The organism is Colwellia sp. MB02u-6, from assembly GCF_014077095.1.
GTDB lineage: Bacteria > Pseudomonadota > Gammaproteobacteria > Enterobacterales > Alteromonadaceae > Cognaticolwellia.
In genome coordinates this window covers 25239-38540 of record NZ_JACGVG010000029.1, presented here as the reverse complement: position 1 = coordinate 38540, position 13302 = coordinate 25239, and the positions used below count along the sequence as shown (strand labels likewise).

The following is a 13302-nucleotide window of genomic DNA, read 5'->3' as shown; positions in this document are numbered from 1 at the left end:
TTTAATCATCTGGATGCGGTACAATGATCAACTTAATCCGTTTTTCTGCTAAATAATCTTGATAATATTGGGGGATTCTACTGTCAGTTAACAGTGTATCAATAGCATCCAAAGAGCTAATAACATAAAAACCATTACGATTAAATTTAGAAGAATCTGTCACCGCAATCACTTCTTTAGAAATGTTACACATCATAGTATTTAGTGTGGCTTCGTGTTCAAAATGAGTCGTTAAGTTTGCTTTTTCATCAATACCATCAACACCAAGGAACACCTTATCAAAACGTAAATTTGTTAAGCTTGATTCCGCTTTTCGACCATAAAAAGACAATGACTTTTTACGTAATGTGCCACCAGTACTCATGATTTCAGCATCTCCACCTGCCGCCAACTCTGCGATAATATTCAAACCATTGGTCATAACCACTAAATTTTTATGATGATGAAGCTGCTTTGCTATCTCTTCAGTAGTAGTGCCTGAATCTAGAATAATTGACTCACCATCATTAACTAAACTAGCAGCCACAATAGCAAGTTTCTTTTTTACTAATAAATGTTCACAATGTTTCTCTTTTACTGACAGTTCTTTAGCAATACGACTATTTATTACTGCGCCACCACGAGATCGAACAACTAACCCTTTTTCACTTAAATTATTTAAATCATTTCGGATAGTAACGGTTGATACGAGATATTTTTTTGCAAGTTCGGCGACATCCACCTTCCCTGTATCATTAGTTGTCTTAACAATTGCCAAGCGTCTTTCTATAGTTGTTAACATAATTTTTAAATTTATTTTAGGCTCTGCTTGCGATCTTATCAAGCAAACCGTTCTTTCACAAGTGATCTTATCAAGCAAAATTTTCTTTCACAAGATTTCAAAAAAATAAAGTAACTTTTTCATTTAGCTTACACAGGCAGCCACTGCCTATGAAAACTCGCCATTGGTTGTTTACTTTGATAAAAACCTAGTAAATATTATAAAACCTTAATTGAAAGAGTAATAGTGATTACTTTTGCGCATTATGAAGATGAAGAATATGGGCTGGGCTGAATCTTGATAGGTTTATTTGTTGCTACCCGGTAAGGCTTGGAATATAAAAATGTTTCTAATCTCTTCTCTGTTTTGCTAGCGCCAAGGGCAATATCAAAGTGTCCTGCCTCAAGTTCTTTTAACATAAGACGTTCAGAAAAATGACAAATTTCTAATCGACAACCCATAATGTGCAGTATTTGAAAGAGTAAGTTTGTATCAATGCCCGAACTTACATCATTTTAGTCTTGATATAGATAGGAGTGCCATTCAGAGGTTACTGATGGCTTTAATGCGTTTTACACTCTGGCAAGATTGCGAAAGCCACGCAAGAGGACAAGCTTAAAAAATCGTAGAGTGTATTTCACTCAATGCAATGTGAAATTATGACTCATTCATTGTATCTGACGTTACTCATCTTTAAATTTTAGTCTAAATATGAGGCTCTGTGGTAGTTTAGCGTTACTGAGTAAACCGGCATAAGATCACTAATCAATATAAAAGCACTTTACTCATGTTCATTATTCTTGCAGTTTTGCTATTAAATTATTATTGAGCTATAAAAAACAGAAATGCCCACTTAAGTGGGCATTTCCAATCTAAAAAAATAAACCAGTAATACCTTAACTCACAATGCCAAGTGGTTTACCTGTTTTCCATGCACCACGGGTAAAGTCAGGAATGTTTTTACTGTTACTGCGATCAGCAACTGAGGCCATACTTAGGGGGAAAATTGATGACCATGCCGCCGCATCATAAACATCTTGATCTAACGCCTCTCCATTACGTAAACAATAAACAATGCGATACATCATCAAAAAGTCCATACCACCATGACCGCCGTTACGCTTGGCTTCCTCACCCATGCGCACATACAACGGATGATCGTAGGCCTCATACCATTTATCCATGTCTTGATCCCAGCCATGATAGCTTGATTTTGCTGGCTCCCAGCCTTTTTTACCTGAAGCGTTCCAGTCATCCATTTGCTGCTGATATTCTTTATCATACGCCGATTGGATCTCACGAGTGCGCTTTTCTATGGCAATACGATTGGGGAAACCAGCAAAAGTACCGTTAGTGCCTTGAATAAGGTTATGTCGGGTGTAAGGGCGCGGGCTAGTGGTGTCGTGCTGTACCATAATGCTTCGGCCTTGCACGGTTTTAATAATGCTAGTATTCATATCACCAGCAGTAAATTTTAATTGGTTACGTTCGTGATCTGCTGGAAATTCTCGTTCAGTATACGCCTTGCGACCAAGTGACGGAGAGCTCATCGAGCTAACATAGTCAAAACGGTCACCACGGTTTATATTCATATATTGCGAGACAGGGCCTAAACCATGGGTGGGATATAAATTACCATCACGCTTAGTATGCCAATAGGTACGCCAAGAACCTGTGCTCTCGTCAAGTTCTTTCATTTGCCAGCGTAAATCATGAATGTACGCGGCTTCACCGTGTAATAGTTCACCAAATAAACCTTGACGTACCATGTTCAATACCATCAATTCTTCACGACCGTAGTTAACGTTTTCCATCATCATACAGTTTTTCTGGGTGCGCTCAGCAGTGTTCACCAACTGCCAACACTCTTCTAATGTTGTCGCCGCCGGTACTTCGACAAATGCGTGCTTACCACTTTCCATTGTTTCTACTGACATTGGTGTATGCCATTTCCACGGGGTAGCAATAATCACAATATCGATATCTTGGCGAGCCAGCATATCACGATAAGCGTGTTCAGAGCCTGTGTAGACATCGGGTTTGGCAAAGCCTTGTTCTACAACATACTTTACTGAGCGGTCGATAACGTTTTGCTGAGTATCACAAATTGCCTTAATTTCTACGCCGTCTAAATGACAATAATGTTTCACATGCCCTGAGCCTCGTTGACCAACACCAATAAAACCAACCCGAACAACGTTCATTTTTGGTATGGCTAATCCCATCACTGAGGCACCTTGTGACTTCAACACAACACCATCGGCCTTGGCGGCACAACCCCCAACCACTGCCGCAGTGCCAACGATGGCAGCTGAGTGAGCTGCGGTTTTTAGAAAATTTCGACGGTCTAAATTTTTCATATAATACTCATAAATTTATTAATAGGTTAGTTTAATACTTAACCTTGAATAAGTAATTTATACCTCAAACTCACAACAAACACAAGAAATCAACTTTCAAAAGATTTCAATTCATTTTCTTTTACTTATCTTTAGAGAAAACAATCATCAACCTAATTCACTGAAGTAGAGCAGATAATAATTAAAATAAAGAATTAAAATAAAGAATTTAAATAAAGATGGTTACGATATGAATAGTCAATAAAGAGCAACAATAAACATATCACCAATAAACCAACAGTGAAATCATATAAAAGCAATAAAATATCTCAACAAAAATACTAAACTGTATTGAACAGCCTGCTCGTTAATCTTTTTAATACCCCCTATTCTCACAAAAAGATATACGCTATAAAGCCCTACAGTAAGAATAAGAAAAAATTATTCTACCAATACAACGTAAAATATATTCATTTTCTTTGCTTTATTAGTTTTACACTTCCCAAGGCTCCGGCTTTTCATAGCCAGAGGCCACTCATTAATTTTAACGGTCTTAATTTCAATGGTCTTAATATCAATAACCACAAGATGAGCAAATTCCTTAGCGGTAATTTTCTATAAAACCTATCTTAATATTGTCCAAAATCACATCACTAACTACACATTGATACGGTAATATTAAATCCAACTAACAGTGTAAACTGGTGATTTTAACCTTGGAGCGATAACACCTTTTTTATTAAGTATTCATGAATAAAAACCCAAAAACCTTTCGTGCTTGGCTGCCATATAACAACAGCTTCATTTCGAACCACATTGAATTAAACTAAATTTAATGTGGTTGTTTTCACATAAACATGTTAAAAAACCTGAAAAGAACTGAAAGACAAAGAAAGCAATTGAAAGAAAGTTGAAATTAAATTAAAATTAATTCATGCACAATTAAAACAACGCTATCTGTGAGAAAAAATATATGTATTATTACGATTACCATTTAGGAGAGAGAAATGGAAGCTAGTGTCACTGCCCGCCCTAAACCTACATCGAGCCAGGCGACTAAATCAAGCATAGTACCTATGCTTATCATAGGTGGTTTGTTTTTCATGTTCGGTTTTGTCACTTGGCTGAACGGTTCATTGATCCCGTTTTTACAAATAGCCTGTGAACTTGACCATATTGAAGCCTATTTTGTCACACTAGTTTTTTACATTGCCTATACCGTTACTGCCCTACCTATGGCTGCCGTATTAAAAAGAACCGGTTATAAAAATGGCTTAGTGCTAGGTTTAATTGTGATGGCTGTGGGAGCATTAATTTTTATTCCTGCTGCGCAAACTAAAATATATGGCATATTTTTAACGGCACTGTTTATCTTGGGTACAGGTTTAACCATACTGCAAACTGCCGCAAACCCTTATATTGTATTAATCGGGCCTAGAGAAACCGCCGCAGTGCGTATTAGTATGATGGGCATACTCAATAAGAGTGCGGGTATTATTGCCCCCCTCGTATTTACCGCTTACGTGCTTACTGACATGTCACAATTTAATGAGGCGCGTTTGGCAAGCTTAGAGGTTGGCCAGAGAATGATCGAACTACAAGAGCTTTCTTCAAGACTGATCACCCCTTATCTCATTATGGCAGTAATGCTAATCGTGTTAGCCATTGCAATTAAAGCCTCCCCCCTACCTGAGCCAACGACTGATTACGAACAAGAGGGTACTGAGCATGATAACAAGAAAAGTATTTTACAGTTTCCCCAGTTGATCCTTGGGGTGATTACCTTATTCTTTTATATCGGTGCAGAAGTTGTTGCCGGTGACACCATAGGTTTATATGGCAAACAATTAGGGGTGACAAATTTTGGTGAACTCACCGCCTATACTATGGCCTTTATGGTTTCAGCCTATATCATTGGTATGATTGTTATCCCCCGCTGGATCCGTCAAGAAACCGCATTAGTTATTTCCGCACTATTAGGGCTGTTATTTTCACTGTTAATTATTACTACCAGTAGCAGCAGTACCGATATTTGGGATAGTTTGTTTGCTTGGACTGGGGTCAATGCCATTCCTAACACCGTACTCTTTGTTGCCTTGCTCGGCTTTGCCAACGCGTTAGTTTGGCCTGCCATTTGGCCTATGGCATTAAAAAATCTGGGCAAGCACACCGCTTCAGGTTCGGCTTTATTAATTATGGGCATTTCTGGTGGCGCAATTTTTCCACTCATTTATGGCGTACTTTCTGAAGGCAGTGGCAATGCTCAAACGTCTTATTGGATCATGCTACCTTGTTATGGCTTCATTCTTTTTTATGCCTTAAAAGGACATAAAATTAAACATTGGCCAACCCGTAAGTAACCGATTGGAAGCATGTACCCAGACAATAATATTGAGTACATGCATAGCCTCTTCACTAATGAGGTATTGTTTGTGACTCTAAACATGGTGATATAGATGCTTTGCAGCTCACTAAAGTTATGGTGGTAGATAATGGCCTCATTATCTACCTGAAAAACGTCAATACGAACAAATAAAATCCTCTTAATGCAATCCATGCCTGTAAGCATGAATATTAAGCACGAGTCATATCTAAATTTTCCTACAACGTAATCAATTAGATAGCCTTAAATTTCAGAATTAGGATATAACTTTTTATGTTACCAAGCACCCCTGAGTGGAAATCACTCGTTAATCATTATAATAAAAATATCCATGTACAAATGCGTGATTTATTTACTCAAGATACTGATCGCTTTAATAATTTTTCTCATTCTGCGGCTGGAATAATGCTAGATTATTCTAAGAACCGTGTGACTGATGAAAGCATGCACTTGTTAATGAATTTGGCTGAATCATCAGGTTTATTGAATAAGCGTGACAAAATGTTTAACGGTTCAGCTATCAATACCACTGAAAACCGTCCGGTATTACATACCGCGCTACGTAACTTTTCAAATAAACCTGTCTATGTTGATGGTGTTGATGTGATGCCACAAATACAAACAACACTGGCTAAATTAGAACATTTTGTTAATGATATTTCATTAGGTAAAAAAGTAGGTTATACAGGTAAAGCTTTTACTGATGTTGTAAGTATCGGTATTGGAGGCTCCTTTCTTGGACCTAAGATAATGTCAGAGGCACTCAAACCTTATCAACAATCTCAGTTAAAGGTACATTTTATTGCCAATGTTGATGGTTGTCATATTCACGATGTGCTGTCTAAAGTAAACCCTGAAACAACACTGTTTATAACGTCATCTAAAACATTAACGACTCAAGAAACATTACGTAATACGTTAACCGCACGGGATTGGTTTGTTGCATCCGCTGCAGCTAAAGAGGTTCAATATCATTTTGCTTGTGTTTCTTCTAATGTAGAGGCAGCGCAAAAATTAGGTATTGTGAAAGAAAACATTTTTCCAATGTGGGATTGGGTAGGTGGTCGTTACTCTGTCTGGTCTGCTATTGGTTTACCTTTGGCATTAGCGATAGGGTTTGAACATTACCGTGACTTTTTAAAAGGCGCGTTTGAAATGGATGAACATTTCACCCATGCCCCGTTAGAAAAAAACTTACCGGTTATTCTGGCTTTATTAGGTATTTGGTACCGAAATTTTTATGGCGCTCAATCGCAAGTATTATTGCCCTATTATCATTATTTACGAGGTTTACCGGCTTACATTCAACAACTAGATATGGAAAGTAATGGTAAATCAATTTCTCTGGATAATAAGTCTTTATCTTATGATACTGGCCCAATAATTTGGGGAAGTGAAGGTACCAATGGTCAGCACTCGTTTCACCAACTCATCCATCAAAGCAAAACCCCTATTCCTGTAGACTTTTTGATGCCATTATTCCCCTATCATGAAATTGGTAATCACCATGATATGCTAGCTTCTAACTGTTTTGGGCAAAGTCAGGCATTAATGGCAGGGCAAAGTCTCGAAGAAGTGAAAGCGGCGATGAAAAAAGCTAACTGTGATGTATCAGAAATTCAAAAGCTGTCAACTCATAAGGTGATGGAGGGTAATAAACCGAGTAATACCCTTTTATTTGAAAAGTTAACGCCTAAGGCTCTCGGTAGTTTAATTGCCATGTATGAGCATAAAGTGTTTGTTCAAGGTGTTATTTGGCAAGTGAATTCTTTTGATCAATGGGGTGTTGAATTAGGAAAATCGCAGGGTAATAAAGTATTATCAAAAATAACCAATCCTACAGAGATATTAAATATGGATGGTTCAACGAATGAATTAATTAAGATATATAGAGAACGCTAGTATCGAAAAGTTAATGAATAGTTCGATATTTAGACATGTTAGTTTTATTAGATTTATTGGTATAAATTTAATCCATTACAATCACCTGATTATACCTAAAGTATACTTTTAAAATAGTATGCTTTTAAAATAAGAAATCAAATAAGGTATGAAGCTTTATATTTAAGACCTAGGTGGTTTTTTTTGTATGGGGATCTCGTACTTCGGTACTGATAGACTACTGATGATTTATTGATCTACAAGGATTTTCCACTTATCGGAATTTTATTACCCATTAAAAATGCTTTTACATGTTGAAGTGGAGTAAGCTTCACTGTATATCCAGCTTTCATTATTTCTCTTGCCCAATAATGAGAGGTTGCACAAGCCTTCGAAGCCACAATACATGCATAATGACATTGAAAGAAAGCTAATACTTGTGCTCGCCTTAATATTTTTTTGACAATGCGTCCTTGTTCATTGCAACAAACAACATAAAAAATATTTCTCAAGTTGAGCACAGTAGACATCGAAGTGAAACAGGCTTTATGCTAAATGTAATTTCAGGAATAGTGGCTTATTGTCTAAAAGACAAAAAAGCCACGTATTAAATTATCACCTAGTGAATTTGGACTAATGGTAGCTTAAAAACATGAACGCTTAAGCAGATCTCAGGCTAAATAACGATTAATTGCCCTTTAGCCTATTAATGCAGCAAGTGAGTGAAAATTTTCCTGTGCAAATACCACCTTGCCATCAATGATGGTTGCCTGTACTTGCTGGTCTTCATTTAAAATGGCAAAGCTTGCTTGTTTATTCACGGCAATGCTGCCCAATTTATCGCCAAGCCCTAGGAAGGTTGCTGGAACTAAACTCGCCATATGCACAGCTTCTAATAACGGAACTTGTGCCAATTCAGTCAAATTTTTAACGGCTTTTTCTAAGGTAAGTGTACTACCTGCTAACGAACCTGAGGCCGTTCTAGCCACGCTATCTTTAACGTAAACATCTAACTCACCTAATTTATAGGTACCATCACTAAAACCACCGGCATTAATACAATCACTGATCAAAGCCATCTTTTTCGGGCCTTTAAGTTTGTAGATCATTTGCATAATAGTGGGGTGTAAATGTACGCCATCAGCAATAACTTCAGCGAGCGCATTGGCGTTCATCAATACGGCACCTGCACAGCCAGGATCTCTATGATGAATACCGCTCATACCATTAAAAACATGTACTCCACCACAAGCGCCCGCATCTAACGCGTCAACGGTTTGTTGGTAATTGGCATTGGTATGGCCGAGCATAACTTTAACACCTAAAGAATCAAGATAGGTGATCATTTCTTTTGAGTCTTCAAATTCCGGTGCCATTGCTACTACTTTAAGCGTTCCTTGGCTTGCTTTATAAATAGCATCAATACGCTCTTTATTTAATCGTAAAAAGAAATTTTCGTTGTGAGCACCTTTATGTTCATCAGTAAAAAACAAACCTTCATTGTAAGCGCCTAATACTTTGGCACCGTCCAGACTAGCATGAGCTGCTTCACCAATAATCGAGAAGGCTTGTAAACTGTCTTGCCACTTTGCCGTCACTGTTGTTGCTAAATAACCAACCACACCATGTTGAGCTAAAGATTTAGAAATGGTATTAAGTGATGAAAGCTTTCCGTCCATAACATCACAACCTTCGCGGCCATGAATATGCATATCAATAAAGCCTGGCAGCAACTGGTTATCACCTAAATCCATGACCTTAATATCTAAAGTAGCTATATCGGTAATTTCTTTTATTACCCCATTATCCACTAATACATAATGATTGGCTTTAATACCTGCTTCAGTAAATACTTGTTTTGCTTTTAAGTAATAACGCTGTTCAGTCATGAATTTTTAATCCTAATAAGGCCGCGCCTCTGACACCACTTGAATCGCCATGTAAGGCTCTTTTTAGCTGTGGAGCGCGAAAACCAGAAAATAAGTACTTTTCTATTGCGGGTGATAAATTTTCAACAATCTCATCCACTAATGAAACACCACCACCCAAGACAATCACATCGGGCTCAAGAAACTTAGCTAGACTGGCAAAGGTAGAACCTAATATATCGAGATAACATTGCAATGCTTGTTGTGCCGCGGCTTCGTTTTGTTTTAAACGTAAAACCCATTGCTCTGGAGAGATGAGTTCGCCATTGAAATGCTGATATAAGCGACTAATGCCAGGGCCAGCAATATAACTTTCAACACAGGCCATCAAACCACAACCACACTTGAGCACGGGAAGTTGGTACTGCGCTTGAATATCGGCAGGTAATGGAATATGACCATACTCACCAGCAAAGCCTTGTTGAGTTTTATCGAGGTGACCATTGCGACAAAACCCGCCTGCTGCACCGGTACCAATGATGGCACCAAAAACCCTGTCATAGCCTTTACCTGCGCCACTAACGGCTTCTGATAAAGCAAAACAACGGGTATCGTTTTCTAGTACAATTGGGCGAGATAATGATCTTGATAGGTCATCTCGGACATATTTACCACTGGCACAAGGAACATTAGCCGATAATGACTGACCTGCTGGGGTTATTAGCCCTGGCATACCTATACCAATATATCCTCGCTCACCCGTGTATTCGTCAGCTTGCTCAACTAACTGGCGCAGCGTATCAAGAAACACTTGATAATCTTGCGTTGGCGTGTCAATTCGCCAACTTTTTAAAAGGTTTAAGTTGTGATCAAAAATTGCAGTTTCAATTTTTGTCCCACCAATATCTATTCCATACACAGCCATTTCAACCGCCTAACAAAAAAAATTATGATGCTAAAGGATAAATAGTAACACCTTGAACAACTCGATTCACTTCACCACTTGGACATGGATTATCTGGTGAAATTTCAAAATCAACAGCTTTAAAAAATGAGAGTATTTGGCAGTAGACAATATAAGGTAGTCCTGCCCATATATCATCTAAGGCAACATCTTGAGCAAATGTTTGTTGGTCTAATCTAACAATAGATAAGGCCTTATCGTCACGTACCAATTCATTCCACAAGTCAGTATCGTACTTTTTACTGTAACTATCACTTGAAGATAGTAAAACGATTTCAGTACGATTTGTCACTAGCGATTTCGGACCATGTCGAAACCCTAATGGGCTTTCACAGTAGCTTAATACCTTGCCTGAAGTAAGCTCTAAACATTTTAATGCGGCTTCTCGAGCGATACCTAATAAAGGTCCACCACCTAAAAAGACTAAACGTTCACAATCATTTTTCGCTTGTTCTTTAATTGATTCAACACTATTAGTGAGTAAAGACTCTGTCCAATCTACGGCTATAGCTAGTTGCTTAGCATCAGGTGAAAAAACACATAATGTTGATACTAGCATTGATGAGAAACTGCTCGTCATGGCAAAGCTTTCATCTAACGTGCCTTCTGGCATGATTAAGCTATATGCCTTACAATTATTTTTTGCTTCTTTTGCTAATTGCCCATCAGGATTACAGGTTAAAACTAAGTGATAGCAATCATTGACGACTTGATCAGCTAGGTTTACAGCGGAAACACTTTCAGGACTATTACCTGAGCGGCCATAAGAAACTAACAAGGTCGGCATGTTTTTTAGTAAATGCTGATTCGGGTTGCCCACTAAATCAGTGGTACTAATGGGTTCAAATAAACGGCCATTAACTGCAGATAAATGCGGTGCAACTGCATCGCCAATATAAGCTGAGGTACCCGCTCCGGTTAAGATAATCCGTAAGTTTGGCAATGAAAGAATAGGCGTTAAAAAATCATTTAGCGCGGTTTGATGATTATTAACCGTCTGCTGTGCTTCTGCCCATACTCTTGGTTGTTGTTCTATTTCACGCGCAGTCCAGTAGGCTTTTTTATTTTTAAGTATTGCCTCTTCAATGGATAAATATTTAGTCATTTTCACTCCTCATTTGATACTTGTTTATAACAAGCATCTGCATACACGGCTGTTACTTGCATTATTTTATTTAAGACTAACTGCTTAGGATCGGCTGTTAACCGCCCCTGTCTAATGGCTTGATATTGTTCAGGCATAAATTGGCTTATCAAAGGAAGCGGTATTTCTACTGCCGATAAGTTCGCTAACAAGGCGTCAACGGCCTGATTTACGTGAGCGTCGTTCCAGTAATAACGAATACGATCGCTATAGCTATAACGACGATAAAGTAATTCTTGGCTTGCTGGTACTTGATAAAATCGCTGCCAATTTTTAGGCGCTTCTAACATTTGTGCTTCACAAATGTCACGTAGATAAGATTGCTGCTCTTTGTCTACTAAAATTTCTTCAATATAGCTTAAGGCAAACAGTGCTTCTCGCATCGCAAAAGTTAATTGCGGGCCCACTTTCAAAATAGCAAAGTGATCTGTTACTAATTGCTGATAAGCTTGAGGATTTTGATAATCCGTTGAGTGCGCTTCAAAGGCAATACCATCATACTGATGGATACATTCACTCAAGGCTTGTGCCTTATTCGTATCGTAGTCAATAATACTGGTATGGTCGAACTCAACGCCCGGTTGCACAACTAAACCAACCACACGTTGCCAAGCCTCGGTTAAGCCTCGTTTATGAAACTCTTGACGATGTACTTCAACTGTCGCTTTAACTTCCATAGGCGAAGTCAGCTCAAGATCATTAATTTCTTCTGTTGCACCACCCGGAGGCGGTACTTCGGTACCGACCACATAAACCAGATCGGAACAACCAAACACCTGTATAGCGGTTAATTCGGCAACTTGGCAAAGTTCCGCGGCGCGTTCAGCAATGATCTGATCCGCTAACACACCCAAGTCGTCCGCACAGTTCATACTGGTGTCTAAATGTATTTTTTTAAAACCCGCGCTGACATAACTGGCAATTAAGTTTCTCGCTTTTTGCATCGCGCTTTCGGCTGGTTCGTCGACCCAACAAACAGGACCTAAATGATCACCACCAAAAATAATATTTTCAATTGGGAATGCTTGCTCATTGGCAATGGTATGAATAAAACGAATAAAATCTGTCGGATACATCCCAGTATAACCACCAAATTGATTAACCTGATTGGCCGTTGCTTCAACTAACAAGGGAGTATTATCCTGCTTGGCTTGTATTATTGCCGCCTCAATCACTAAGGGTTGTGCACAACACACTGCATAGACACCCGTTCGGTTTCCGTTCAAATTTTCTTGAATAATATTAGCAATACCCTTCATTTTTCCAACCATATAATAAGTAAAATAATTTGCTCAAGGCTAACGTGAGCAATTGGACACACCGAAACTATATCACCTTTCAAATTCTTTCACTACTTTTGTATCAAAAAAAATATCAAACAATAAAAACATCAAAAGCCCCTTTGTTTTCGAGCCATAGGCAATTTTTTTTTAACTGTTGTACTCAAAATAGTACAATTCATAACATTTCGCCTCACTAATCACTACGATATGAAAGTATATGAAATAAAGCGTTGAGTTATTTATTATTCTGCATGAATAAATAACTCTTCTTCACAATAGGCACTAATATTCGACACAAACTAGGTAATTTATGACCTAACATCATTCATCTGCTTGTTGAGCTGAATACCGCCTCTTACGGGACTAGCTACTTCGTTGTTAATCTATCTTTTAATAGGACTAGGATATAAATAAATTAGCTATTACGATGGCTCATTTCTTTAGCGTTAAGTTAAATATGGTGACCAAATTAATCATTCTCTGCTGATTTTCAGGCATTAAAAACACCGCTTATCTTTATTTTCATAGGCTGGGTAATCAACAACAATAAATTGTCCATTTGAATTTTGATTTTGATTTTAATATGTACTATCGCTATTAACACGGCTTCTAATGGCAATAAAATGCTTATCACTTTAGCTGCTAAATTTTAATCTGCCATTGCTATTATCATCTGCCGA

General features: G+C 38.1%; 9 protein-coding genes and 1 pseudogene. 3 read left to right on the top strand and 7 right to left on the bottom strand.

All coding sequences use genetic code 11. The features are described 5' to 3' along the window. Position 1: 1 nt before the first annotated feature. From agaR to H4J46_RS06495, 3 genes are all read right to left on the bottom strand, one after another. Entirely contained in the window at positions 2 to 859 is an 858-nt protein-coding gene (gene agaR, locus H4J46_RS06505; protein ID WP_259365706.1) for a transcriptional repressor AgaR, read from the bottom strand. Between the two features lie 164 nt (positions 860 to 1023). Next, a complete protein-coding gene (locus H4J46_RS06500) occupies positions 1024 to 1257 on the bottom strand; it encodes a transporter substrate-binding domain-containing protein (protein ID WP_310650213.1) in 234 nt (77 codons plus the stop codon). Between the two features lie 399 nt (positions 1258 to 1656). Continuing rightward, complete coding sequence (locus H4J46_RS06495; protein ID WP_182232729.1) at positions 1657 to 3120, bottom strand: Gfo/Idh/MocA family oxidoreductase; 1464 nt, start codon at positions 3118 to 3120, stop codon at positions 1657 to 1659. Positions 3121 to 4106: 986 nt separating this feature from the next. Between H4J46_RS06495 and H4J46_RS06490 the strand changes: the two genes are divergently transcribed. From H4J46_RS06490 to H4J46_RS06480, 3 genes and pseudogenes are all read left to right on the top strand, one after another. Continuing rightward, positions 4107 to 5459, top strand: a complete 1353-nt coding sequence (locus H4J46_RS06490) for a sugar MFS transporter (RefSeq protein ID WP_182232728.1) — start codon at positions 4107 to 4109, stop codon at positions 5457 to 5459. Between the two features lie 296 nt (positions 5460 to 5755). Then, positions 5756 to 7384 (top strand): glucose-6-phosphate isomerase, encoded by a 1629-nt coding sequence (pgi, locus tag H4J46_RS06485; RefSeq protein ID WP_182232727.1) that lies wholly within the window; start codon positions 5756 to 5758, stop codon positions 7382 to 7384. Between the two features lie 467 nt (positions 7385 to 7851). Next, positions 7852 to 7974: pseudogene (locus H4J46_RS06480) on the top strand (IS982 family transposase); the annotation flags it as partial. A gap of 87 nt (positions 7975 to 8061) precedes the next feature. Here the strand turns inward: H4J46_RS06480 and nagA are convergent. From nagA to H4J46_RS06460, 4 genes are read right to left on the bottom strand one after another with little or no spacing between them, the layout of a single operon-like run. Continuing rightward, positions 8062 to 9252 carry an N-acetylglucosamine-6-phosphate deacetylase gene (nagA, locus tag H4J46_RS06475; RefSeq protein WP_182232726.1) on the bottom strand — a complete coding sequence of 397 codons (1191 nt, stop codon included), beginning with the start codon at positions 9250 to 9252 and terminating at the stop codon, positions 8062 to 8064. Continuing rightward, complete coding sequence (locus tag H4J46_RS06470; protein WP_182232725.1) at positions 9245 to 10156, bottom strand: ROK family protein; 912 nt, start codon at positions 10154 to 10156, stop codon at positions 9245 to 9247. Before H4J46_RS06470 ends, nagA begins: the two co-directional genes overlap by 8 nt. 22 nt (positions 10157 to 10178) lie before the next feature. Beyond that, positions 10179 to 11300 (bottom strand): SIS domain-containing protein, encoded by a 1122-nt coding sequence (locus H4J46_RS06465; RefSeq protein WP_182232724.1) that lies wholly within the window; start codon positions 11298 to 11300, stop codon positions 10179 to 10181. Positions 11301 to 11302: 2 nt separating this feature from the next. Next, complete coding sequence (locus H4J46_RS06460) at positions 11303 to 12598, bottom strand: D-tagatose-bisphosphate aldolase, class II, non-catalytic subunit (RefSeq protein WP_182232723.1); 1296 nt, start codon at positions 12596 to 12598, stop codon at positions 11303 to 11305. Between the last annotated feature and the right edge of the window lie 704 nt (positions 12599 to 13302).

Coding starts and splice junctions, on each gene's coding strand:
- H4J46_RS06465 (WP_182232724.1), bottom strand. CDS start 11,300: ATGACTAAATATTTATCCATTGAAGAGGCAATACTTAAAAATAAAAAA.
- H4J46_RS06470 (WP_182232725.1), bottom strand. CDS start 10,156: ATGGCTGTGTATGGAATAGATATTGGTGGGACAAAAATTGAAACTGCA.
- nagA (WP_182232726.1), bottom strand. CDS start 9,252: ATGACTGAACAGCGTTATTACTTAAAAGCAAAACAAGTATTTACTGAA.
- pgi (WP_182232727.1), top strand. CDS start 5,756: ATGTTACCAAGCACCCCTGAGTGGAAATCACTCGTTAATCATTATAAT.
- H4J46_RS06460 (WP_182232723.1), bottom strand. CDS start 12,598: ATGAAGGGTATTGCTAATATTATTCAAGAAAATTTGAACGGAAACCGA.
- H4J46_RS06495 (WP_182232729.1), bottom strand. CDS start 3,120: ATGAAAAATTTAGACCGTCGAAATTTTCTAAAAACCGCAGCTCACTCA.
- H4J46_RS06490 (WP_182232728.1), top strand. CDS start 4,107: ATGGAAGCTAGTGTCACTGCCCGCCCTAAACCTACATCGAGCCAGGCG.